The organism is Bartonella mastomydis (assembly GCF_900185775.1).
Lineage (GTDB): Bacteria > Pseudomonadota > Alphaproteobacteria > Rhizobiales > Rhizobiaceae > Bartonella > Bartonella elizabethae.
This window is the reverse complement of sequence record NZ_LT883138.1, coordinates 565032-590065: the sequence shown is the minus strand read 5'-3', so window position 1 is coordinate 590065 and position 25034 is coordinate 565032. Positions and strand designations below refer to the sequence as shown.

General features: G+C 40.7%; 26 protein-coding genes and 3 tRNA genes. 1 reads left to right on the top strand and 28 read right to left on the bottom strand.

What is annotated here, in order from left to right; translation table 11 throughout:
- Positions 1 to 39: 39 nt before the first annotated feature.
- From rplL to FJG96_RS05710, 10 genes are all read right to left on the bottom strand, one after another.
- A complete protein-coding gene (gene rplL / locus FJG96_RS05755; protein WP_012231477.1) occupies positions 40 to 411 on the bottom strand; it encodes a 50S ribosomal protein L7/L12 in 372 nt (123 codons plus the stop codon).
- A 99-nt stretch (positions 412 to 510) separates the two neighbouring features.
- Positions 511 to 1029: a 50S ribosomal protein L10 gene (rplJ, locus tag FJG96_RS05750; RefSeq protein ID WP_005773659.1), complete on the bottom strand. Its 519-nt coding sequence runs from the start codon at positions 1027 to 1029 to the stop codon at positions 511 to 513.
- A 358-nt stretch (positions 1030 to 1387) separates the two neighbouring features.
- The gene (rplA, locus tag FJG96_RS05745) at positions 1388 to 2092 is read right to left on the bottom strand and encodes a 50S ribosomal protein L1 (RefSeq protein WP_139413140.1); all 705 of its coding nucleotides are present in this window, start codon (positions 2090 to 2092) and stop codon (positions 1388 to 1390) included.
- Between the two features lie 4 nt (positions 2093 to 2096).
- Entirely contained in the window at positions 2097 to 2525 is a 429-nt protein-coding gene (gene rplK, locus FJG96_RS05740; protein ID WP_120122041.1) for a 50S ribosomal protein L11, read from the bottom strand.
- Positions 2526 to 2674: 149 nt separating this feature from the next.
- Positions 2675 to 3205, bottom strand: coding sequence for a transcription termination/antitermination protein NusG (gene nusG / locus FJG96_RS05735; protein ID WP_139413139.1), 531 nt, complete (start codon positions 3203 to 3205; stop codon positions 2675 to 2677).
- 20 nt (positions 3206 to 3225) lie between these two features.
- Positions 3226 to 3438, bottom strand: coding sequence for a preprotein translocase subunit SecE (secE, locus tag FJG96_RS05730; protein ID WP_139413138.1), 213 nt, complete (start codon positions 3436 to 3438; stop codon positions 3226 to 3228).
- 235 nt (positions 3439 to 3673) lie between these two features.
- Positions 3674 to 3749, bottom strand: a tRNA-Trp gene (locus FJG96_RS05725).
- A gap of 47 nt (positions 3750 to 3796) precedes the next feature.
- Positions 3797 to 4972, bottom strand: a complete 1176-nt coding sequence (gene tuf / locus FJG96_RS05720) for an elongation factor Tu (protein WP_039761634.1) — start codon at positions 4970 to 4972, stop codon at positions 3797 to 3799.
- A 181-nt stretch (positions 4973 to 5153) separates the two neighbouring features.
- Positions 5154 to 5227: transfer RNA gene (locus FJG96_RS05715), tRNA-Gly, on the bottom strand.
- Between the two features lie 31 nt (positions 5228 to 5258).
- Positions 5259 to 5342 (bottom strand) — tRNA-Tyr (locus FJG96_RS05710).
- A 205-nt stretch (positions 5343 to 5547) separates the two neighbouring features.
- Here FJG96_RS05710 and FJG96_RS05705 point away from each other — a divergent pair.
- On the top strand, positions 5548 to 6378 hold the full coding sequence (locus FJG96_RS05705; RefSeq protein WP_139413137.1) for a TrmH family RNA methyltransferase: 831 nt from the start codon (positions 5548 to 5550) through the stop codon (positions 6376 to 6378).
- On the opposite strand, the gene FJG96_RS05700 is transcribed toward FJG96_RS05705, so the two are convergent.
- The 18 genes from FJG96_RS05700 to FJG96_RS05610 form a co-directional block, all read right to left on the bottom strand.
- Complete coding sequence (locus FJG96_RS05700) at positions 6368 to 7102, bottom strand: rhomboid family intramembrane serine protease (RefSeq protein WP_139413136.1); 735 nt, start codon at positions 7100 to 7102, stop codon at positions 6368 to 6370. The genes FJG96_RS05705 and FJG96_RS05700 overlap by 11 nt on opposite strands.
- Before the next feature lie 1285 nt (positions 7103 to 8387).
- Entirely contained in the window at positions 8388 to 8813 is a 426-nt protein-coding gene (locus FJG96_RS05695) for a DUF2155 domain-containing protein (RefSeq protein ID WP_180338259.1), read from the bottom strand.
- Between the two features lie 88 nt (positions 8814 to 8901).
- Positions 8902 to 9300 (bottom strand): NADH:ubiquinone oxidoreductase subunit NDUFA12, encoded by a 399-nt coding sequence (locus tag FJG96_RS05690; RefSeq protein ID WP_139413134.1) that lies wholly within the window; start codon positions 9298 to 9300, stop codon positions 8902 to 8904.
- A gap of 180 nt (positions 9301 to 9480) precedes the next feature.
- Positions 9481 to 10980 (bottom strand): Asp-tRNA(Asn)/Glu-tRNA(Gln) amidotransferase subunit GatB, encoded by a 1500-nt coding sequence (gatB, locus tag FJG96_RS05685; protein ID WP_139413133.1) that lies wholly within the window; start codon positions 10978 to 10980, stop codon positions 9481 to 9483.
- Between the two features lie 126 nt (positions 10981 to 11106).
- A complete protein-coding gene (gene tig / locus FJG96_RS05680) occupies positions 11107 to 12534 on the bottom strand; it encodes a trigger factor (RefSeq protein WP_139413132.1) in 1428 nt (475 codons plus the stop codon).
- Between the two features lie 305 nt (positions 12535 to 12839).
- Positions 12840 to 13274 carry a hypothetical protein gene (locus FJG96_RS05675; RefSeq protein WP_139413131.1) on the bottom strand — a complete coding sequence of 145 codons (435 nt, stop codon included), beginning with the start codon at positions 13272 to 13274 and terminating at the stop codon, positions 12840 to 12842.
- 9 nt (positions 13275 to 13283) lie between these two features.
- Positions 13284 to 13514, bottom strand: coding sequence for a hypothetical protein (locus FJG96_RS09060; protein ID WP_139413130.1), 231 nt, complete (start codon positions 13512 to 13514; stop codon positions 13284 to 13286).
- A 116-nt stretch (positions 13515 to 13630) separates the two neighbouring features.
- Positions 13631 to 13858 (bottom strand): hypothetical protein, encoded by a 228-nt coding sequence (locus FJG96_RS05660; RefSeq protein WP_139412226.1) that lies wholly within the window; start codon positions 13856 to 13858, stop codon positions 13631 to 13633.
- Positions 13855 to 14517 (bottom strand): lysozyme, encoded by a 663-nt coding sequence (locus FJG96_RS05655; protein ID WP_139412227.1) that lies wholly within the window; start codon positions 14515 to 14517, stop codon positions 13855 to 13857. The genes FJG96_RS05660 and FJG96_RS05655 overlap by 4 nt, the downstream gene beginning before the upstream one ends.
- 68 nt (positions 14518 to 14585) lie before the next feature.
- The gene (locus tag FJG96_RS05650) at positions 14586 to 16484 is read right to left on the bottom strand and encodes a phage major tropism determinant (RefSeq protein WP_139413128.1); all 1899 of its coding nucleotides are present in this window, start codon (positions 16482 to 16484) and stop codon (positions 14586 to 14588) included.
- A 21-nt stretch (positions 16485 to 16505) separates the two neighbouring features.
- Positions 16506 to 16739 carry a hypothetical protein gene (locus FJG96_RS05645; protein WP_139413127.1) on the bottom strand — a complete coding sequence of 78 codons (234 nt, stop codon included), beginning with the start codon at positions 16737 to 16739 and terminating at the stop codon, positions 16506 to 16508.
- Positions 16740 to 16748: 9 nt separating this feature from the next.
- Positions 16749 to 17870: a phage tail protein gene (locus FJG96_RS05640; RefSeq protein ID WP_139413126.1), complete on the bottom strand. Its 1122-nt coding sequence runs from the start codon at positions 17868 to 17870 to the stop codon at positions 16749 to 16751.
- A gap of 7 nt (positions 17871 to 17877) precedes the next feature.
- Positions 17878 to 18891, bottom strand: coding sequence for a phage tail protein (locus FJG96_RS05635; protein ID WP_139413125.1), 1014 nt, complete (start codon positions 18889 to 18891; stop codon positions 17878 to 17880).
- A 9-nt stretch (positions 18892 to 18900) separates the two neighbouring features.
- Positions 18901 to 19902 carry a phage tail protein gene (locus FJG96_RS05630; protein ID WP_139413124.1) on the bottom strand — a complete coding sequence of 334 codons (1002 nt, stop codon included), beginning with the start codon at positions 19900 to 19902 and terminating at the stop codon, positions 18901 to 18903.
- An 11-nt stretch (positions 19903 to 19913) separates the two neighbouring features.
- On the bottom strand, positions 19914 to 20549 hold the full coding sequence (locus FJG96_RS05625) for a transglycosylase SLT domain-containing protein (protein ID WP_139413123.1): 636 nt from the start codon (positions 20547 to 20549) through the stop codon (positions 19914 to 19916).
- The gene (locus tag FJG96_RS05620) at positions 20542 to 22656 is read right to left on the bottom strand and encodes a glycine zipper family protein (protein WP_139413122.1); all 2115 of its coding nucleotides are present in this window, start codon (positions 22654 to 22656) and stop codon (positions 20542 to 20544) included. Before FJG96_RS05620 ends, FJG96_RS05625 begins: the two co-directional genes overlap by 8 nt.
- Before the next feature lie 5 nt (positions 22657 to 22661).
- Entirely contained in the window at positions 22662 to 24074 is a 1413-nt protein-coding gene (locus FJG96_RS05615; RefSeq protein ID WP_139413121.1) for a hypothetical protein, read from the bottom strand.
- A 24-nt stretch (positions 24075 to 24098) separates the two neighbouring features.
- Entirely contained in the window at positions 24099 to 25034 is a 936-nt protein-coding gene (locus FJG96_RS05610; protein ID WP_139413120.1) for a hypothetical protein, read from the bottom strand.

The following is a 25034-nucleotide window of genomic DNA, read 5'->3' as shown; positions in this document are numbered from 1 at the left end:
AAAATCGGCGAACATAAATGTCCGCCGATAAAATTAAATTTACTTAAGTTCAACTTTAGCACCAGCAGCTTCAAGTTGAGATTTAATTTTCTCTGCTTCTTCTTTAGAAGCTCCTTCTTTAATAGGCTTAGGTGCTCCTTCAACCAGATCTTTCGCTTCTTTAAGACCAAGTCCTGTCAGAGCACGAACTTCTTTAATAACATTAATTTTTTGCGCGCCACCTTCAACAAGAATAACATCAAATTCTGTTTTTTCTTCAGCAGCTGGAGCAGCAGCACCAGCAACAGCAGCGACGGCTACAGGAGCAGCAGCCGAAACACCCCACTTTTCTTCAAGTAACTTAGAAAGCTCAGCAGCTTCCAAAAGGGTTAGATTAGAAAGGTCTTCTACGATCTTCGCTAGATCAGCCATTTTTAAATTCCTTTAATTAAAAGATTTGAACCATGATTAAAACTTATTCAAAAAAACAGAAAAGCATGAAAGCTCTTCCATCAACGTGAATAAACAGCCTTAAGCCGCCTTATCCTCCTGAGCATATGCGCCAATGACACGTGCAACCTGACCGCCAGGTGCATTAACAACCTGTGCAATACGGGTTGCAGGAGTAGAAATCATACCTACAAGTTTTGCTCGCAACTCGTTTAATGAAGGCAACGAAGCCAATGACTTCACAGCATCTACAGTTAAACTTGTTGCACCCATTGAACCGCCAAGGATGACAAATTTGTCATTGCTTTTTGCAAAATCAACAGCAACCTTTGGTGCTGTGATTGGATCTTCTGAATAAGCAATAAGTGTTTGTCCTGTAAACAAACCCATTATCGATTCAGATTCCGTGCCCTGAAGAGCGATTTTAGCAAGACGGTTTTTGGCGACTTTGACGGCACCGCCAGCTTCACCCATTTTCGAACGCAAATCGTTCATCTGTGAAACTGTCAGACCGGAATAATGTGCAACAACAACAGAACCAGACTTTTGAAAAGCCTCGTTAAGCCATGTAACAAATTCGCGTTTTTCCGCTCTATTCACTGTCTCTCTCCATTTAACAGATTTATTTTAAAACAAACCTGTTGGTTACCTTTGATAACATAAAATATTTCATGTCACCGACGAGGATCCTGTCCCCTTTTTCACGCACAGCGTTCAAAGGCAACCTTGGCTCAAACCCTTTAAGTCTTTTAACTCTCAGTTTTTACCCCAGTCTCATGCAGGTTTTTTCGATTAAGATACTTTAAATAGTATCACCTACAATCTCGGACAGGATATTCCGGAATTTCTTCCGGTATAACCTAAGCCCTATAAAGCTTAGATGGCTAAATGCCGGTTAAAACCGACACTTAAAATATAATTTTGATCGTCACTTACCTCAAAAAAATTACCAATCAGCTTATACTGACTCTGAACGAACCGTTGCTGGATCAACTTTAACACCAACCCCCATCGTTGAAGAAACAGCAACGCGTTTAATATACTCACCTTTTGCACCTTGCGGTTTCGCTTTAATAACTGCACTTGCAAAGGCTTTAATATTTTCTACGATTTTTTCAACGCCAAAAGAAGCCTTCCCAATACCAGCATGCACAATACCAGCTTTTTCAACGCGAAACTCGACAGCACCACCCTTAGAAGCTTTGACAGCACCGGCAACATCAAGTGTTACAGTCCCGACTTTTGGATTTGGCATCAAACTCCGCGGACCAAGAATCTTACCAAGACGACCAACGAGAGGCATCATGTCTGGTGTTGCAATACAACGATCAAAGTCAATCACCCCCCCATTAATGCTTTCAAACAAATCCTCAGCACCCACAATATCAGCTCCCGCTGCCTTAGCTTCTTCAGCCTTATCTCCACGAGCAAAAACGGCAACACGAATATTTCGTCCCGTCCCATTCGGCAAATGAGCAACACCTCGAACCATCTGATCAGCATGACGCGGATCAACACCCAAGTTCATTGAAATTTCAATTGTTTCATCAAACTTAGCTACGGCACGCTCCTTAACCATTAAAACAGCGTCTTTTAAAGCGTAAAGTTCATTAAAATCAATACCTTTTCGGATATTTTTTATTCTCTTTGCTACTTTTGCCATAATATTAGCCCACCACTTCTAAGCCCATCGAGCGTGCAGAACCCTCAACCATACGCATTGCCGCCTCAATGTCATTCGCATTAAGATCTTTCATCTTTGATTCCGCAATCAAACGAATTTTATCGCGAGAGATACTTCCTACAGACACTTTACCAGGCTCTTTTGAACCAGATTTCAGTTGTGCCTCCTTCTTTAAAAAGAACGATACAGGAGGTGTTTTGAGAGAAAACGTGAAAGACTTATCTTGGTAATACGTAATAACAACTGGAATCGGTGCTCCCTTTTCCATTTCTTGTGTTGCTGCATTAAACGCCTTACAAAATTCCATGATATTAATACCACGTTGCCCAAGAGCCGGACCAATCGGTGGAGATGGAGTAGCAGCCCCTGCAGGAACCTGCAACTTGAGCTGACCTATACTTTTTTTTGCCATAACAATCTGCCTTCAATTTCACTGGTATGCTAACAATTTATCTTGCTCACTACCCGCTGCAGTCATGTGGTTCGGATCATTAAGCCGACAAAAGCTGTAAATCACCTCCCACTCCTTCCTTAAAGTAATTAAAATCACTCTAAGTTTAATCAGAGTTTTTCAACCTGACCAAATTCCAAATCAACAGGCGTAGGACGCCCAAAAATGAGCACTTCAACCTTAAGACGAGAGCGCTCTTCTTCAACCTCTTGAACAATTCCATTAAACGAAACAAAAGGACCATCAGCAACGCGAACTTGTTCTCCAACCTCAAACAATACAGAAGACTTTGGCGATTCAACGCCTTCCTGAACTTGTTTGAGAATTTGCTCCACCTCTCGATCAGAAATGGGAACAGGACGCGCATCCGATCCTAAAAAACCTGTCACTTTAGGCGTATTCTTAATAAGATGATAAACTTCATCTGTTAATTCAGCGCGAACAAGAACATAACCAGGAAAAAATTTTCGTTCAGTATCAACTTTGCGTCCTCGACGAACTTCTACGACACGCTCCGTTGGAACAAAAATCCTTTCAAACAAATGATCAAGCCCTTTTTGCTTTGCCTCCTTATCAATAGCTTCCGCTACTTTCTTTTCAAAATTTGAATATGCCTGAACAATATACCAACGAGCCGCCACAGTCATACTTCCTTACATTCTCAACTAAAAAGATATTTCAGAAGATCAATAACCCGCCAAACACCAAAATGCATAACCTGATCCACAATAAAAAAGAAAGCCGAAGCCAATGCGGTTACCAACAAAACCATAACAGTAGAAATAACCGTCTCGCGACGCGTAGGCCACTTTACTTTGACTGTTTCTGAATAAACTTGCTTTAAAAAGGCAATTGGGTTGGTCTTAGATGCCATCGTCACACTATACTCTCTCTCGCCCTATTATACTTCTATACTTCTTTTAGTGCTATTGTGTTTTATCCAACAAAATAAATACGAAAAAAAATGCAAAAGCCAACTTCCAGACTGATGCAATTTTTCTTACTTCCTATTCAATAGCGTTTCACACACAAAAAAACAAGCCCCAGATAAAAAAAAGCGAAAAAGACAGTAAGATTCGCTCCCCCATATCTAAAATCCTATTCTCCTTTGGCAGGGGCAGCAGGACTTGAACCCGCGACCTGCGGTTTTGGAGACCGCCGCTCTACCAACTGAGCTATACCCCTAACTCTCAAAACTAAAACACCTTTAGTAGCCTTTCAACAAGCATTATTTATTCAATGATCTTAGAGACGATACCGGCACCAACAGTACGACCACCTTCACGAATAGCAAAACGAAGCTTCTCTTCCATCGCTATCGGCACAATCAATGACACATCCATCGCAACATTATCACCGGGCATAACCATTTCTGTTCCTTCGGGAAGCGTAACAATACCCGTAACATCCGTCGTACGGAAGTAAAATTGTGGACGATAATTCGTGAAAAAAGGCGTATGACGACCTCCTTCATCTTTCGTCAAAATGTAAGCCTCGGCTTTAAAACGTGTATGAGGAGTAACCGACCCAGGCTTCGCTAAAACCTGACCACGCTCAATCCCTTCACGATCAACACCACGAAGCAACGCACCAATATTATCACCAGCTTGACCTTGATCTAAAAGCTTGCGGAACATTTCAACACCCGTCACCGTCGTCTTAGATGTTGGACGAATACCGATAATCTCAATTTCCTCGCCAACTTTAATAACACCACGCTCAACACGACCCGTAACAACCGTTCCACGTCCCGATATCGAAAACACATCTTCTATCGGCATCAAGAATGGTTGATCAACAGGACGCTCAGGGGTTGGAATATAATTATCAACCTCACTCATCAAAAGACGAACCGCATCTTCACCAATGCTCTTATCCTTATCCTCAAGGGCAGCCAACGCAGAACCCTTTACAATTGGAACATCATCTCCTGGGAAATCATATTTGGATAAAAGCTCCCGAACCTCAAGCTCTACAAGATCCAAAAGTTCGGTATCATCAACCTGATCAACTTTATTAAGAAAAACAACAATCGCTGGAACACCAACCTGACGAGCAAGCAAAATATGCTCACGTGTCTGAGGCATTGGACCATCAGCTGCAGAAACAACAAGAATAGCACCATCCATCTGCGCTGCCCCTGTGATCATGTTTTTCACATAATCTGCGTGTCCTGGACAATCAACGTGGGCATAGTGACGATTTTCCGTTTCATATTCAACGTGTGCTGTAGAAATGGTAATACCACGGGCACGCTCTTCTGGTGCTGCATCAATTTGATCATATGCTTTAAACTCACCAAAAAACTTCGTAATCGCTGCTGTCAATGAAGTCTTCCCATGATCAACGTGACCAATCGTACCAATATTAACATGCGGTTTCGTTCGTTCAAATTTGCTCTTTGCCATCGCTATTAATCTCTTGTTTTATTCTCTGTCTTTGTTAGCACCTAGAAAAAGGCCTGCAGAACTGAATTCAACTGGACCGTACTCCAGCCCAATCACCACAACTCTTAGACGGAAAATCCCGCCCACTTTAATAATGGAATCCCTTCCATTATACCTACTTGCCTAATCATCAACAACTATTTGGAGCGGGTAGCGGGAATCGAACCCGCGTATTCAGCTTGGAAGGCTGCTGCTCTACCATTGAGCTATACCCGCTTGACCCACGTACTAACTCTCCTTCGATGAATGGTGGAGGGGGTTGGATTCGAACCAACGTAGCATACGCAACGGATTTACAGTCCGCCCCCTTTAACCACTCGGGCACCCCTCCATTACACCGGCAAAGTCGCGCGATGAGGCATCACGACAATCATCTCGAACAACCATTCAATTCAATCTGATTGCGAAGTGGTTATGACGATTACGATTGTATCTGTCAACAGAATAAATACAATTCTGTACAAATTTCCTGCTCATAATGTTAAATCATAGATTTTTTCTAGCTATTTTTCTTATTAAAACGCTATAAAGGAGTTATGAAACAAAAAACATCACAAAATTCTCATTATGCTCGTTTACGTCGCCGATATCGCGATGCAAAAGGCTTTCCTTCTCAATCTTCTACACATCTTAAAAAAGAAGCCGCTTCTTTACCGCAAGGAATTATCCATCTTTATGGTATTCATTCTGTCCAAGCTGCTTTAAAAAACCCAAAAAGAATTTTTAAATGTCTGTACGTTACACAAAATGCCTTAAAGAGATTAAATATATCCGAATCAGATTATCCTTGCCCTGTTACATTATGTACTCCAAAATATCTTGATTCGCTCGTTGGAAGTGAAGCCGTTCATCAAGGGGTTGTTTTAGAAACTTCTCCTCTCAAACCATGCAAACTATCGGAACTCACCAATACTGATCTGGTCATTGTCATGGATCAAATTACTGATCCACATAATGTTGGCGCTATTATGCGCTCTGCCGTTGCATTTAAAGCTAAAGCACTTATTACCACTTGCCGTCATTCTCCCCAAGAAAGCGGTGTTCTTGCGAAAGCGGCATCAGGGGCTTTGGAAATGATTCATTATATTACCGTACGAAACCTCGCTGAAACTCTTCAAGAACTTCATCAAACAGGGTTTACAAGCTTTGGCCTCGATTCAGAAGGGGATCAACCTCTAGAAACAACATTAACAGGGAATAAAATTGCTCTTGTTTTAGGTGCAGAAGGTAAAGGCTTACGGAAAAAAACACGTGAAACCGTTTGCGCTTTAGCGCGCCTTGATATGCCCGGAAATATTAAATCATTAAATGTTTCGAACGCAGCAACGATAGCACTTTATGTGGCACATAAATATCTTAGATTCTAGTCTTCATTTTTTGTGAAACATCAAAAAAGCCAACCAACAAAAAACCCATAAGAAACCCGCCAATATGTGCTTCCCATGCTATTGAAATACCATTTTCTTCAAACAGAATGGAAGAGATACCGATGATAAAATCAGCCGCCAGCCATACACTTATGTAAATAAGTACGCTCTTGGAACAAAGGGCTTTTTTGATAGATAATAAAGTCCCCAAAGGTTTTTCATGCTGCGCATTGACACCTAAACCGCTGGGAAATCCGTAACGTGCAATAGCCCCCATCATTCCAGATACAGCACCTGACGCCCCAACAAGTGATATGACACTTTCTTGATGAAATGTAAAATAAGTCAAAACAGCAATGACTGCCGTTAACACCCAAAAAATTAAAAAACGCAAAACACCAAAATGCCTTACTAAAGGAGAGCCAAAAACCAAAAGCCAAACCATATTAAGAGTCACATGTTTAAAACTACCATGCACAAATGAATAACTCACCATAGTATAAAAAAATGCGATAGGATCCCTCTTAAACAATGCTGGTGTAAATGAAAAAAACTCTAAACTTTTAATATAAAGCTGATGAGAAAAAAAATACTGAGGAATGCAATAAAGACAAAAACAAAATACGATCAAGACAACAATAATCAATGGAACATTCAATAAAGATTCTTTAGGTTGTCTCGGCAATCGGGAAACATTCTTATATTGATGACGAGAAACTTTCATTGGATAAAATCTCTTATTCTTTAGAAATAACTGGTTACTCTTTACAAAAAATAAAGATACCACTCCCAGTGATACAGAATCTTTTAACGCCTCCCTGAGATTCCTTTTAAATTTTCAATAGCTCACCGTAAAAACCATCTGTCTGTTATACAAAAGATTTTTAAAAGCATAGATATCAAAAATACGATTTAAAAAAAATGAGTGATCTTCTGCTTATTAAAATGTAAAGTTTATCATACCGTAATAAGAGCTTATGAATAAACAAGCTCAGTTATGAGGCACTCTCTCAAATACCTATATGTTACTTTTTACCAGAAATATACCAATTTTGCATTTTTAAAATCACGCTATATTTCAATTGAAACTTTAAATAACCATAAACCTCTATCGTTCCAATAACAGAACTTGAATTGCTTCTACTCTTTGAATGAAAAAAATCTCCATGTGCATAAAGATCTAGCAACACATTTGTTTTCTCTCGATATAATCATTGGTATTTCATAAATTACACATTTAACAGTCTGTATTCTCACAAAGGCAATATTTTGATTTATAAGGATAATTTGATTTTATTTATATTGAGTTAAACCTCTCAATATCGTAGGATTTTCTCACCCCAAACTTAGTTGATATTAACCATTCGCTTACACGTTACAAGCGGGAAGAGTCGTGGTGATAAAAACAATACAAGAGAGGCATAAAAATACCTCTTATCAAGAGTCTCAAGTGCCAAAAAATGTCGAGTAATATTGGGGACGGACCTAAGTATGTGATAGTATCTGCTTGCTCCTTCACAAACATAAAGATGAGAATACTTTATGGATTTATCATTGTACCACTTACAAATGCTGTCACAAAATGGATGTGACCAGTCTTAAGAGGAGCTCTCTAAAACAAGCCCATAAATATACAATATAATGACATTCTGTTCTTCATGGGGGGTATTAAAGGCAAAGAGTCTGTTCATCTTTTGAACAAATATAAACAAGGCTTTCATTTCTACCTCTAACAGAGATAACTCAAGGCTTTTCTCCTATGGAACATTCGAAAAAATAATATGTTGATTCGTATAATGCGTCCTTGGATTTAAACGGTTCACGAGAGAAACTTTCATTTCTTTCTTAAACAGCAAGTATCTACACGTCTGCCACTTGTAACGAATAAAGCAATCGTTTTAATAGAAAAAAGTTTGAAATGAGAAAATCATAGAAATTCGGACCTTCCATTCAAATTATAAAATGATAAACTATCTTTATAAATCAATGTATTATAAATAGATAACACATTACTGAAGAGGTAGGTTTTGAGAACTCTGCTTACAATCTTTTAACCACACATCATAAATAGGATGCTCAACAGCGTTCAAACCAGGACTATCTGCAAACATCCATCCTGTAAAAATACGCCGTATTTTTTTATCTAATGTTACTTCATTGACTTCCACAAAACCTGTTGTACGCGTAGGTTCATCTTTAGAGCTCGTATAACAAGCGCGGGGTGTTACCTGTAATGCACCATAGTGATAAACTTCACCAAGAGAAACTTCAAAACGCGTCGTCCGCCCCGTGATTTTGTCAAGACCTGCAAAAACAGCAATTCCATTGCTCACACGTTCAGCCCTGCCTCCACTATTTAAGGAGAAAAACACTAAAATTCCCATTAAAAAAATATAGATAAATTGTCTCAACCCCAACAATAAAAAAAACCTCATCATATCAAAACCAATCGCACCTTAAAAATAACTCTTGTTATAACGTAGAGCCAAATAAGATAAAAATACACGCGCCCATTAAAACATTTTATTTTTTAGGTGACCATGCATCATAATCTTCACGTACACAAGGACGCTCATCATTGTAAGGAATAGCCCCCTTTGGTCGATAGGACTCACTTGTTCCTGTCATATTTGCAACGTGAGGCTTTTCCCATTCATAGGGATGATAATCCTCCTGTGTTGGAGGACACTCACAGCGATGATGAATCCAGCCGTGCCAACCTGGAGGAATAGTAGAAGGTTCAGAATAGCCTTTGTAAATCACCCAACGATGCGGATAACCATCCTTATGAAATCCCCCTTCATAATATATATTGCCAAATTGATCTTCCCCTATCCGCTTACCTTTGCGCCATGTAAAAAAACGCGTACCAATGGTATTACCATTCCACCAGGTAAAGATTTGCTTAAAAAAACGAGCCATTTTCTATTCCATTTCTTCAGTATGCTCATGAAATCAATTGCTGGAATAAACTTATTAATGCCGGAAATGACCGAAAAATTTACTGGTCAATTCAGTGCAACTCCAATTAATAGGATAACTTCTCATCCCTTAATTTCGAGAAGATATCATATTTATAGATTCTTCTCCACCCCATAAAATTTAATCTATGCCAAGTTTTGTCTTAACTAATTCATTAACAGTTTGAGGGTTTGCCTTACCACCTGTTGCTTTCATGACCTGTCCAACAAACCAACCTGCTAAAGCAGGCTTTTGTTTTGCTTGCGCAACTTTATCAGAATTATTGGCAACAATCTCATCAACAGCTTTTTCAATAGCCTTTGTATCTGTTACCTGCTTCATATTGCGCTCTTCTACAACTTGGCGTGGATCTCCTCCCTCATTCCAAATAATCTCAAAAAGATCTTTAGCTATCTTTCCAGAAATAACACCTTCTTTTATAAGATCAATAATACTTCCCAATTGATTTGGCGATACTGGTGACTCTTCAATCTCACGATTATCTTTATTTAAAGCCCCTAAAAGATCATTAATCACCCAATTGGCAACTATTTTTCCATCACGCCCACGAGCTACTTCTTCAAAATAATCAGCAATAGCTTTTTCTGTCACAAGAATGGAAGCATCATACACTGTCAATCCCATTTCCTTAACAAAACGCGCCTTTATAGCGTCAGGCAATTCTGGTAAATCCGCTGCTAAAGCATCCACAAACGCTTGATCAAATTCTAGTGGTAAAAGATCAGGATCAGGAAAATAACGATAATCATGCGCTTCTTCCTTTGAGCGCATAGAGCGGGTTTCACCTTTAGCGGCATCAAAAAGCCGCGTTTCTTGATCTATGACACCACCATCTTCTAAAATTGCGATCTGACGACGTGCTTCATACTCAATCGCTTGACCAATAAAGCGGATAGAATTCACATTTTTGATTTCACAACGCGTTCCAAAATCTTCACCAGGACGACGAACCGATACATTGACATCCGCGCGCATAGATCCTTCATCCATATTGCCATCACAAGTCCCTAAATAACGAACAATGGTACGCAATTTTGTCATATAGGCTTTGGCTTCATCTGATGAGCGCAGATCAGGTTTGGAAACAATTTCCATAAGTGCAACACCAGAGCGATTAAGATCTACGAAAGACATCGTCGGATGTTGATCATGCATCGATTTTCCAGCATCCTGTTCAAGATGTAATCTTTCAATTCCTACTTCAATATCCTCAAATTGCCCATTCGAATCTGGACCAACAGATATGGTAATTTTTCCTTCTCCTACAATGGGATAACGAAACTGAGAAATCTGATACCCTTGCGGTAAATCTGGATAAAAATAATTTTTACGATCAAAAACAGATTTTAAATTAATACGCGCTTTTAATCCCAAACCTGTCCGAACTGCTTGACGAACACATTCTTGATTAAGAACAGGTAACATCCCTGGCATAGCCGCATCAATAAGTGATACATGATTGTTCGGCTCTGCACCAAATTTGGTTGATGCCCCTGAAAAAAGCTTTGAATTCGATATGATTTGCGCATGAACCTCCATGCCAATGATGACTTCCCAATCACCTGTAACGCCAGAAATAAAACGCTTAGAGTCAGGAGTACGCGTATCAATGATGTTCATTGCCAATCCACTACCAATATTTTAAAATATATGTCATGGTTTATCTCAAACCATTCACAGTGCAAGCTTAGAATATAATACCACAACAAACCCGATTCTATCGGGCTCGTTCTGTTTGGGTAAATATTAAGCTTTTTTAGGAGCCTTCTTCTTAGCCGCTGTTTTCACTGCAGACTTCCCTTTCACTGCAGATTTTTTCTTTGCCGGCTTTTCTTCAGAAACATCTAATTCATCATATTCTTTCATCAATTCTTCAATCGTCACTTCTTTATCTGTGACTTTTATCTGTGCTAACAAATGATCAATGACCTTTTCTTCAAAAATCGGAGCACGTAGATTTTCAACAGCTTCCGGAGTTTTACGGAAAAAGTCCATAATCTCTTTTTCTTGGCCAGGATATTGACGAACTTGCTCAAAAACAGCTGCTTTTAGCTCATCCTCACTAACTTTAACACCAACCTTCATCCCAATTTCAGAAAGCACCAAACCAAGACGGACACGACGTTGTGCAAGGACACGATATTCCTCCCGCGCCTTTTCTTCTGTAACACCTTCGTCCTCAAAACTACGCCCAGCCCTTTTCAAATCATCATTAACCTGAGCCCATATATTATTGAATTCAATTTCTAAAAGTCCTTCAGGAATCTCAAAATTATAATCATCATCTAAAGCATCAAGAATTTGACGCTTAACTTTTTGACGTGTCATTGAACCATATTGGCTTTCAATCTGTCCACGAACAACCTCACGCAAGCGATCTAAAGATTCTAAACCGACTTTTTTTGCCGCCTCATCATCAATTTTCAATTCATCTGGTCTAAAGATAGCTTTGACAGTAATGTCAAATTCTGCTTCCCGTCCTGCCAAATGCGCCGCACTGTAATTATCAGGAAATTTAACAGAAATCGTTTTTGCATCCCCCGCTTTCACACCAACCAATTGCTCTTCAAAGCCAGGAATAAATTGTTTTGATCCAAGAATCAGTTGTGCATCATTATCGGCCCCACCTTCAAATGGAACCCCCTCAAGCTTACCCAGATAATCTATGGTAATACGATCACCTTCTTCAGAAGTCCCCTCTTTTAGGGAATAATTACGTGTAGAAGAAAGGACTCGATTGACTTGCTCATCAATATCCTTTTCTGGAATAGCTGCAATTTCACGAATAACTTCAATATGTTCAAAGGCTTTAATTTCAATTTTTGGTAAAACTTCATACTTTAAACTAAAAGTAAAATCGGCTTTTCCATCTAGAATTTTCTCATCTTCATCTATATCAATTTTTGGTTGCATCGCGGGGCGTTCATTGCGGTCCGCTAAAACAGAACGTGGCGCATCAGCGAGTATTTCATTGAGAATCTCTGCCATGAAAGATTTACCATACATTTTTCGCAAATGCCCACTGGGCACTTTACCAGGACGAAAACCATTAAGCTTGATTTTACCCTTGGTATCATCCAATCGTTCATTCAACTTTTCTTCTAAATCTTTCGCTGGAACCACGATCTTAATTTCGCGCTTCAGTCCTTCATTAAGCGTCTCGGTAACCTGCATTAAACACCTTCATTTTTCTAAGGAGAGGGATAAGCCCTCTCTCAATCATCATTACATTCTAACACTTCAAGTGTTACATTACCATGAAGCGGAATTCCAGATACGTAGAAATCCGTAGCACTTAAGGGATTGCTTTGGTGCGGATGGAGAGAGCCATTTAATAATAATTCCTCACTATTTTTCAATAAGTTAATAAAAATATTAAAAAATCAAACCACCTTTTGAACCACCTAGCATATAGAATCCACAGCGCTACCAAATAGCATCATCATCTATATATTGCAATTGCGAATCAAAACTTCTTTTTAAGGAGAGGTTGGGATAATTTTAGAACGAAAAACCTTACGGTATTTCTTGTTTCCTAAATGAAGTGGAAAACTAAAACCGTTTATTTTTGCCACGAAATAAAAATCATCAAAACTACCAGAACTATAGCATTTTGTAATATAGCATTCATCAAAATCCTCCTTAAAGAGGTAATCAGACAAATAATAATTAATCAATGCAATACGTTGTTCAATCGCGTCATCATCAGAAAAATCAATCACATCCTTCTGAAAACTAATATCTGGATTTTTTGCTTTATTTTTTTTACGATAATGATAGCTAGCTATGAGAAGATTATTAAAAATTTTTTGCCATTGACGATTCATTGTTGATGTTAAGAGGCAGTCTTGTTCTAAGCTTGCATCTCCATTATGAGTTTTTAAAAATCTAATTCTATGCGGTATATCAAACATAGATTTTCTCTAACTCTTGGTTATCCATTTTTTTAAGTGTGAGAAGCTATTCCCTAGCGCGTCCATGAAACGGGCAAAATCGATTACACACATAAAGACAATAAGGGCTATCCACTTCATGATGCGTGACATCATCTTTAAGCCTTGGTACGTTTCTATCATCTCATGAAGAAGCCGTTGTTCTGTCTCTGAGAGATCTTGTTCCTTCTTATTTCGCTTGCTTCTCATTTTGCCAACCACATAAGCGTGCTCCCTGTTGATTATGCTTCAATATATCTCTTGCTAAATTGGGACTAATCGCGTTCAGATCTTGCTTGTCTAAATAAATTGGCAACCAACCAACACAAGAAACTGTCCTATTTGCCCCGCATCCAACGAGACAAAGCAGAACGCACACCAGCATCAGTTTTTTGATTAACTTCATTTTCCACCTCAAAACGGGTTGTTGCTATTTTAAAAGTATGCTCTTTTTGCTTCTGCCGTTCGCTCTTCTTTCCAAGATGAAAAGCCTTGGCTAATGCCATAAAAAAAACGGCTAAAGCCGCTAACAAAAAAGACAGATTTCTTTTGAACCAAAAAATCATAAGCGCTGTTCCTTAAACCGCTTGGCAACAATCACCAGTCCTGTACAAGCCGCTAGAACCATAATCCCTGCTAACGCCCACTGAATTGGTCCATTACCAACCAAAAAGCCTCCAAACCCTGAACAAGACCCTATAATCGGGGCTAGCGCTTCTACCTTTAAAAGTCCTCTTGCCTCACGTGTTTCTACCCTGTGATAGTTCGAAGCAATGTAAGATCCTTTCGCCCACAAACCGGATTCGGCTGCTCGACGGTTGGATAATCCCACAAAAGGCTTGCCACCCACTTTATTCCATTTCTGTAATTCACTAGGAACAGCTTCATAATCCCCTTGATTAAGCTTCTTCAACAATGTTGACTTGCAAAAAGCTTTCGTTCCTACGTTATAGCAAAACGACACCAATGCCGCGAATTGATTATCCGTTAACGAAACCCTCACCGATTCCTCAACCGTCTTCTCAAATTGCTTTAAGTCTTCACAAAGGATTTCTTCTGCTTGCTCTTGTGTGATACGCAGGCCTTTTTTGACAAACGGTTGACCAGCATTGTTGGTGTGACCATAACCAATGGTCCAAATGCATGCCACATCTCTATATGCCTCTAAACGCAACCCTTCCCATTGTTTGATAAGCTCTAATCCTTCCTTTGATATCTTTCTCATCTGATCCTCCATAAAAAAAGCCCCACAAACGCGGGGCTGGATTAAATAATGTTATAATCAATTTAGCACTAATTATAATAAAAGGGCTCACTACATCCGCGAGCGCCTATTTTTTCATCTTTGTCATAACGAGAATACGCAAAATTCCGCGCAAGATGATGATTGTTAGAGCCACCAGACCAATCGCCTCCCCCCAACATAACATTTATGTCTACACGTAAACTGCTTCCTTGTTCCGCTGTATGCCATTTAGTCACCGGATAACAACCAGACAAAAATTGCCACACATAACCGCATCCATCCTCACAACCAATATCAGATATCATGCGTCTATTGTCTGTATCAACGTGTCCTCCAGACGTCTTAGGAGAAGGCGGTTGATTGCCTGTGATACTGGTTTGTGCATTGCTTCCAGCCATGCATGACGAGAACTCATCACTCGTCAAAAATCTCTTATTAACAGACAAAAAATCAGCTAAATGCTCCGCATAGCTATAATTAGTCGTAATCGGAACACCATATGCCGATTTCGTATTTTTACCTATCCCTGATTGAAGATAAATATCAACCCAAATATTCTTCCACGAATCGTAAACCATTCCCTCTGGATCACTCCTCGGACGGTGATTTAAACTCCAAACAGACTCAGGGAGAATATCCCCCGCTTGATAACCCGATAACGGATGATCTTCAATCTCACCAACATCTGCACAAAGCGTATGAAATCCACCGATTTTTTCAGAATTATGCTCTGTATAGCCATCAGGAGCTGTCGGGTTAGTCGAAAATTCATAGGATAGATCATTATCCCCAGATTTTAGGATAAGATATATATAATAATCTTTTCCAGCTTCAAGAGTTTCTGAAAAAGTCATAGTCCCACGCCCTGGAACACGGTGCACAAGGTACCTACCCCCATGCTCGCCACCATGATAAAAGCGAAAAAATGCGCCGTTGTTGATCACAAGACCTTTTCTATTTGCCGGATCCGCTTCCAGAATTTTGTGGGGCTGTACAAAACGTACATTCTCTAAAAAATAAGTGGAAAGAGAATTCACATTGACCTGAAGTTTAGAAATACTATCACTGTTACTCTCTGCCTTCTCTTGCACTTGTGTCAATGCATTTTTCGCTTCTTCCGCAGCTGTCTTCGCAAGATTTGCCTCTTGTTTGGCTTCTTCTGATAAATTTTTAGAGCTAGAGGCGGTTTGGTTTGCCTGATCACTCGTAGATTTTGCTTCATCAACTATTGTTTCTAAGCCTTCCGCTTTAGATTTCGCATCATTAGCTTCTTTTAGCGCTTGCTCTACTTTCTCTGTTACACTATCTGCTGCACTTTTCGCAGATTCCGCCAAACCCTTAGCTTCTGAAGCTGTTTGCAATGCTTGTTCGCCTGTGCCTTTTGCTTCTTCTAATTTCTCCTTGGCTTCTCTTGCTTCTGTTAAAGCTGTCTCTACTGACTTTTCTACTTGGGATACTGTTTTCGTTAGTTCTGTAACTGAAGAAGTTGCCTGTTCCGATAATCCTTTTGCCCCTTCCGCCATATCCTTAGCATCATCAGCTGTCTGTTTGGCGCCATCCGCCTTAAGACTGGCTTGAGTCGCTATTGTCTTTACTTCATGACTCGTCGCTACCGCTGTTGCGGCTACTTGGGTCGTCTCTGTTGCTGTTTGAGAAGCATCTCTTGCTGTTTGTTCTGCACGTTCAGCAATCGTTTTCGATTCATCGGCTAACTTCTTAGCTTCTTCTGAAACCTGTTGCGCACCGTTCGCACGCGCCATCGCTTTTTCTGCCTCTTGCCTTGCATTGACAACCTGTTCTAACGGTGCAAAAGTTTCATACGAATACAAAGAAGCTGTCCCTAAAATCTTCGGAACAACAACGCTACTTTGCGAAGTGCCTTCTCTGATTTCATCTTCAGTCGCTACCGGTATCAAATACTCATGACTATGATCGGGGATCTTCATCTGCTTTCCTCCTTACTCCCTCTAAAGTCCTTCATCCAAAGAACACTCTTTCAAATCTTCAAACTCTTCTCTTAAGGCTTGCAAGCGCTGCTCTATATCTTTCAGAGAGCCATCAAACTCTGTTTTCAAAATGCCTCTCATCAACTCTAAAACGCCATTAAGAGGCGCATGTACAAAACCTCCCCCTGAATACAAAACGACCCGTACTTGGGACGGGTCGCTAAGCTCTGATATCGCAAACGGTTTTAAGGTCATTTCAACTCCTCATGTTTTAATCCCATAAATTACACTCACATTAACGGGGCGCGTTTCAGCGCCACCAACCCTCTCTGCCATAAGGTGATGTTCATGATGCGCTGCGTCATGGATACCCTCTTTGATTGGCATCGAATAATATAAAATGTTTGCAAAAGGGCTCCGGATAAACCAAGGCAAGCGAGGCGGCTTATCTTTATCGGTAAACCAAAAAGGAACCTCTACTTGTGAACTTCCTGCTATTTGGTCAAATTCTTGATTACACCTTTCCAAGGCATCCCCACTCAAGCCTAAACACTCTTCATCCAGAGATCTCTTTCGCCTGCTAAAAGAACCTTCAGAAGAAGAAACATCCCGTTTCTTTCGATCTGAAGATGTTGAACCTATTAAATGTTCATGCGCTTTTAAAGAACACGCTTGCTGACTGGCAAAGGAACGCCAAGGATCTAGACCACGTTCATAATCCATGCCGCGTAAAAACATCCCACGAAAATCCGGAACATTAAACGTCGAAACGCCATCTCCCGCGCCCCATGTCGTTCCTATCGCGTCAAACAATGCTCTATACGTTCTTCGCGAATATGCTCCCCCATCACAAGGCAACCAGCCTTCTGGCAAGCGTTCCATTGCAAAAGGACCAATAAAACCTGACGGTAAACGCTTTAAAGAAGACGCTTTTCCCCTTGTTGGATTGAGAATTTGCCAACCGCTTATCTCTTCATCATACATAACAGTATAAAGACAGCCCTCTTGAATCTCGTCTCCCGATAAGGCTAATAAGCCGCTCTCCGTTGCCTTATAAACGGGCTTGCCGGCTAAATTATTCAAAGCAATCGTGGTCGCCCCAACGTTTTTACCTTTCGCTTTAAAACAAACCGATATCCCATTCTGATATTTCAAAAAATCCGAGGGACTTTGAAGACGTATCGCACTCGTCTTTTGTTTATTATCAACCGTAACAATGCCCTCAATCACTCCCCCCGTATCCGATAAATACTCGCTGACCCTTTGCATCATAAAACGCGCGCTATTATTGACCGTGGTAGGGTGTTGTCCCTCTGACCAATTAATCAAGCTATCTGCTCCACCATTCTCAGATGCCGTTAAGGACCAATCATAGATCGTTGACATCGTGACCTCACGTCTTAATCCCAAACACAACACTCATATTAATCGGGCGTGTCTCACTGACACCTGAACTAACCAATTCAACATCACGCATCTGAAGATGAGAATGGGGAAAGGCAAGCCCATGATGCACCCGTATATCCTTTGCACGCACACCCAAACGTTCGGCAAGCTTTTCCCTTTGCTGTTCATTCAGAACATACCCCCAGATAATCGTCATATCTCCATACCAACTCTCTTCCTCATTGGCATCATTCAAAATCGTAACCGATTGTCCGCCATGATCATGCTTTCTCATCGCGTCATGCTGTAATGTGCCAAGATAACGCCAACGGTCTATCTCGCGGTCATCATCAACACCACGCAAAAAAACGCCTCGCAAATCGGGAACATTAAACTTCGTCCAACTATCACTACCACCCCACCGTGTTCTTATTGCTTCATAAAGAGCAGGATAATCACTGCGCAAATAAGCAGCCCCATCACAGACTAACCAGCCTGCTGGCAAAACCTGCATCCCAAAAATCCCTATCGTACCAGTAGGATAAACCGAAGTCTTCGAATCTTGTAATAAAGGCAAGGGGGTAGGATTTAAAACATGCCAAGCATCATCCCTATAAACCAAATGATAAATACACCCCTTTTGAAGTTCTCCTCCTATCAAAGGACTGATGCCTAACTCCGTTGCCTTATAAACCGGCTTTCCTCCTAACGCATTCAAAGCAATTGTTGTCGCACCTACATTCTTTCCCTTCGCTTTAAAACAAACCGATATCCCATTCTGATATTTCAAAAAATGTGATGAGATTTGAAGGCGTATCAACGTCGTCTGTTCTTCCGCATTAACCAAAAAGGTGCTTTCAATCAAACCACTCGTATCCGATAAATATTCACTTACCCGTTGCATCATCACACGCGCGCTATTATTCACGCTGCTTGGACGTTGCCCTTTCGACCAATCAATCAAATCATCACAATAGGCGTTCTCAGACGCATTTAAAGACCAATCATAAATCGTCGACATCGTGAAACCTCATGTCTTAATCGCAAACAGAACAGAAACATTCACTGGGCGCGTCTCACCTTCACCAGAGCTTCTCAAGGCAACCTCTTGATCTTCATCAAGAGCATAGGGACTTGCAATATAGCCCCCTAAATTCTCACGCTCTATACCCATAAAATTCGCTAAAGAGCCACCCCCAAACAACCCCATACGATACCCCAAAACAGCCGTCGTATTCCCATCCCAAAAATCTTCATTGCTGGTAAAATGTGACATCGAAAGTCTCTGTCCTTCATGCTGATGTGACTCGATTAAATCTGTTTGCACACTTGCAAAAGAACGCCCTTCATCAATATGACGACCGCTATCAACACCGCGTAAAAACATTCCCCGAAAATCCGGAACATTAAACGTCGTAACACTATTCCCTTCTCCCCAAACCGTCCCTATCGTCGCGAACAAATCACTATAATCAGTCCGCGAATAAGCCTTCCCATCACAAAGCAACCAACCTTTTGGAATTTCACGCATCGCAAACGTTCCGATAAAACCAGTAGGATAAAGACTGAGTTCTTCTTCTAAAGGGATAGAGGTTGGATTAACAAGGTGCCAACCATCTCCATTATAGACTAATGTATAAATGCATCCCTGTTGGATTTCGCCGCCCGATAAAGGACCAATCCCTAAGGCGGTCGCTTTATAAACCGGCTTGCCCTCTAAAGCATTCAGAAAAACTGTTGTCGCTCCAATATTTTTATCCTTAGCCATAAAGCGTAAAACGATACCATTCTTGTATTCTAAAAATGCCGATTGGCTTTCAAGACGTATTGTACTTATTTGTTGGCCATGATCATTCGTCACAATCCCTTCAAGCGTTCCACCCACATCTAACAAGTATTCCTTGACACGCTGCATCATCACACGGGCGCTTTTATTTACGCTACTAGGGTGCTGTCCTTCGGACCAATCAATCAAAGCATCCGCGCGCGTGTTATCCGCTGCTCTTAGCGACCAATCATAAATCGTTGACATATCCTAGAACCCTAAACTCCGTAAAATGTCCGCATGAATTGCGTCATCAAAGGATTATCATCTTCACGCTCTTCTTCTTCCAAAGGCTCTTCCTGTGACCCTAATAATGCCCGTAAAACCTCCAGCAAGTTCTCTCTATTGCCAACGCCCCCTCGCGCGATAGGGCTTGCTCTATAAGGCTGTCCACCATACATTTGAAATACACGATTAACAAAATCACTTGCGCGCATTGCGTTATTGCCTGCATTCAAACCAACCGCATTGCTGCCAACCAATTGCGCTGCATTGGCATGGGGATTTTGCAAAAGACGCGCGGCACCCCCTGCCCCCTGTTGATGTGCTAAATACAGTTCCGCATCTGTAGGCGCCCTTCCCAACAAACGGCTTAAATGGTTGCGATTATCAAGCGTAAACCGCCCCATAGCATCGGCTGCCTGCATAGGGTCAAAACGGTCTTGTAAGCCATATTGTTTCGCGGTGCTGTCTATAAACTGATATACCCCACCCGCAGAAGAACGTGGATTCCTTGCATTGGGATTACCTCCACTTTCAACTTGCGCAACACGGTATAAATAGCTTTCCGGCAAACCATATCGCACCGCTGCTTGACGGATCGCTTGATCAACTGAAGGGTTATATCTAGCCATAGATTTTGCTCCTTGCAAATCTGCCAGCTTCCCCCATCAATGCCGAAGAAACAAAGTGCCAGAAACGTTCATTACCAATTCCTGCTTTATGTAATCGTATAAATCTTTGTAACATTTGAGCAACTTCTTGCTGGGTCATACCTTTAACGCCAAAAGTTGTTAATTTTGCTATATCCCGTTCAAATATTTGTCTTTCTTTTTGAGGCAATTTTCTAATCGTATCAGATAAAATATTTTGAGTAATTTTTGCTCCAGCACGTGCTGTACTAACTTTTCCGTACGGAATATTAACACCTGTTAAAGGAGAAACCTCTGGTGTTCCTTGAAATGGCTTTAGTGCTCTTTGCGCCGCATCTTCATAAAATCTTTCATCATCTACAGCTTTCCTAAACGCCTTAATGTTTTTAGAATTTAAAGACCTGCTAAGATTTTTAGACATGCTACCTGTTTGTAAAATATCCGAAAGTCTATTAATAGGGCGGAATTGTTCTAATATGTCATCGATATAATCTCTCATCCCCACATGATAAGTATTGAGACCATCCGGCATTGCTCCTTTCCGAAAACCTTCTGCAATTCCTGCTCCAGATACATCTCTTTCTGCAATTTTTTTGCCTTGGTTTATAGCTTCTTCAAAACCTGCATATTTTGCCGCACTACCACGCGCTGCTTTATAAGTATGGGAGATTTCGTCCGTTATTTTTACCAAATTGTTCTTAATCAATTGGTATCCAGAGCTCTTTTGCTTATCACCAAAATTTCTATATTTTTCAATTAATTCATCTAGACTTTTCTTAGTTTGATCTAATAACTCCATTGTAGGCTTATAGTTAAGATGGCTAAAATTTTTATCATAAAATCGTTGAGCAATTGCTTTGCGTGGATCGCCTTCTAAGATACTAACTGCTTCTTTAAGGGCATCTTGAAACCATTTATTTTTGAAAAGCCTATTAAGAGCTGGATAATGTCTTTTCGCGATTGGAGTTTGCATCGCTTGTGCATAAAGATGTTTATACTCTCTTTCTCCTTGCTCTTGAAGAGACCTTTTTAAAACTTTCGTATCTTGGAGAGGGGTAATGTTTTCATCTGCCGATTGACCAATACGGCGGATAGCGTTCTGTACCCTTTCCCCATGAGCATGTTTCAAAAGTTCAGAAACGCGCGTATTTGTTTTTCCAATATTAGCAAGCGATACTTCTAAATTCGGACTAATATCTGTCAAAAATGCGTGACGCGGCGCACTTGCAAGGCGTTCTGCAACATTCTCAACACCATCATCATATAATGTTTTTGCAACTTCCCTAACCGCTTTGGTTTGAATGTCTTTATAAGCAGGATTTAAATCCCCTCTTAAAAAAGGAACATGTTGCAATCCATGTCCCGCTTTTCTTACTCCCCAAGAAGCTCCTGTACCAGCAAGAGAACCAATAGGACCAGCAACAGCTCCAATACCACCACCAATCCCTGCCGAAGTAAGGCGGTCATAAAGACCATCTCCTGCACCAGAGCCATGCAAAGCACCAGAACCCGCTCCTAAAACTGCCGCCTTACCAAGATTTCCAAATGTTGATAGCGCAGAACCTACTCTCAAAAATCCAAGCGGAGGGATAAATGAAAGTGCTGTTGGTACAAGCGAACCAGCAATATAACCAATAGAAGACAACACTGGATGTTTTTCTTCCAAGGCTTTTTGGTAAGCACGTTCCTTAGCTACCCGTCTATTATAGATCTCTTCTGCTCGTTTATCGCCTCTCCAATAATCCTTAAATCCCGCTTCATTCGCCGCTTGTATCTCATCACTATATCCTGCAGTCAAACCAGACGCACCATGACTTCTAAGTGCATCCCACCACGTAAGATCTTTATCATCAAATGAAAAATCATCTGTTGTAGCTTGTTTTCCTTGATTATCTTCAACTTCTACAAAAGATGAAGTATTCGGAATGGTGTCAATTAATTTGTATTTTGTTAGCCAATCCGGTATAGGCTGAGTTTTATTGTCACCCAAATCTGTAGCATTTGAAGTATTTGGAATAGTATCGATTAATTTATATTTTTTAAGCCAATTCGGTATCTGGTTACTGTGTTCTTTTGGAAAAGACGTCATACAGCTTACCTTTCATAAATTCTTATGCCGTCGTGAGTACGAACGGCAAATTTTGATCCTTTAGGAAGTTTTTGTATCTCTTCATTTGTAGTAATAAACGATACACCTGCATACTTTCCCGTAAGAGTTGACGAACCTATAGAATGCTGCGCGCTACTTCCAAATGCTTCATCCACATCCGCAGCTGTTATGTTATCATTCATCAAAATAGCTATTTGAGCATCTGTCGCTTTGTTATAAATCTCCTGTAAACGTTGCAAATTCTTTATAAGATCCTCAGGAGATGAACTCTGTTGCAAAGCACCATAAACACTTTCTAAAGTCTTACCTTCCCTATCAGTCAAATTACCCAATCCTGAAGCGCCATTAGGTGATAGTGCCTTAATCCTCTCTAATTTATGAAGCATCACTCCGCCCCTGATAGCTTCAAGATGATTTTTTAAACGTGATGCTGGTGTATTCCACAAATACTGTAAAAATTGACCAATTGCACCAGTAGATGCTTTAGGATTTTTCTTAAGTATCTCAAGTGCTTCGTTTATCGTATACGCTGTACTCTCTCTCATAATTTTGGCATCTACTATTTGTAATTTTTTCAACTCTTCACGCTGTTGTATCTCTTGATATGCCTTAGATCCCTTAATAACCTTTGCTTCCAACTCTCCAGTTTCAGGATTGTAAACATGCTGGTAATCAGGAGAAAGTGTAGGTTTATCACCACCTTTTAGCAATGCACTAAGCATTTGAGGATTACGTGCCATGACAGCAGCTTCTTCTTCACTGTAACCTTTAGATTTCAGATACTCGACGGTTTGATTAACCTGCCCTCTTTGTTTATCGCCTTCATTAAGATGCTTCACACCACTTGCAAGCGCATCCCATCCAGAACCACCGGACGGTGCTGCCGACATGCCTGCAAAAAGATCTTGAAGCTTTTTATAAGCATCTGATTGAAAGAACTTATAACTATTGGATTGTAAAAACTTTTCTAAATCTGTTGGTTCAGAAGGCGGTGTTTGTGATGTAGGTGGCAATGGTTGTGTTTGGGGAACATCAACTTTAGGTGTAAGTTCTTGTAGGGATTCCTCCAGTGGATTTGGCATAGGTGGATGATTTCCTACACCAAGAGGCATTTCAGTTTTAGGTGCCGTAGAAGGCATAAATGGTCCATATGGCTGCTGCATATTCTGTAAATAGGGATTGGAGGGGGCTTGAACTTCCTCTGGTGCCATCAAAGGGGCGAGAGTCATCCCCGCAGCAGTAGATATAGCACTCTTTGGATTTGCTTTCATGAATTGTCCCAATCTTTGCGCCCCTGTAACCGCTTTTGGAGCCAATCTGGGATAAAGATATCGCATAATATGTGGTGCAAATCTTGCTCCTGCCACTAAAGCCATTGGGATTATCGGTGCAACCATAACGCTCTCCTACAAAACTATTGTTTAATTATTCTTCAGTTGTTGTTGCTTAGTAAGAAAGTCGATGACTTCTTTCGACATTCCTGCTGCTGCTGCCGCTCCTGCTGGACCACCCATCATGTAACCAAAAGCCATTGGTGCTGCTTGAAGGGCTAGAGAACCTACAGTTCCTACATTCCTCCAAGGATTATTGCCTTGCACCAGAGAATTCGTACTGTTATTCGTTGTCGTTCCGTAATTTCTTGCAAAACCATGGCCAGCATTCATCAACATGTTCAGTCTGTTCCAACCGCTATTGTCTTGCTCCAGCCAACGTTCGCGATTGGCATCAACAAGCCGTTGATTATAGTCATTAAGAACAGATGAACCCTGCAACATATTGGAATAGGCATTGTTGTAAGAGGGAAATAGGTTGCCTACCATGCCTAAGCGGTTCTCATTCAATTGATCAATCATCGAATTTGCTTGCATCATATGCTGTAAATCCCTATCACGCCGGTTATACTTGATGCGGGCTAATTCATCACTGAGCCCCCTCTGTAACTCATTTTTATGAGCACTAGAGCCATAAAGACCGCTACCCAAAAATTGCCTATTAATACTATTTCTTATCTCACTTAAGCCCTCTTTAAGTTCTTCATCAAAATGAGAATTCGGTCCCATCAAACCACCAGACGCAATCCATCCAAGGTTCTTCGCAGCTGCCGTTGGCGTATTCATCAAATGATTCATATAGCTTTGATATTGATGAGGAACACTTCCAAGCCCTCCAATGGCTTGATAAGTTGGAGCACTTAACGGCGCAACGCGCGGTCCACCATAAACATTGCCACCAATCCCTGTGTTATACATTTGATAGGCGTCTGCACCACCACGCTTAAAAACCCTCTCCATCCAAGCAGGCGGAGCGCTCGTTTGTACCTGTTTTTGTTGTGTTGTTGATGGTGTTTCGCTCCCCAT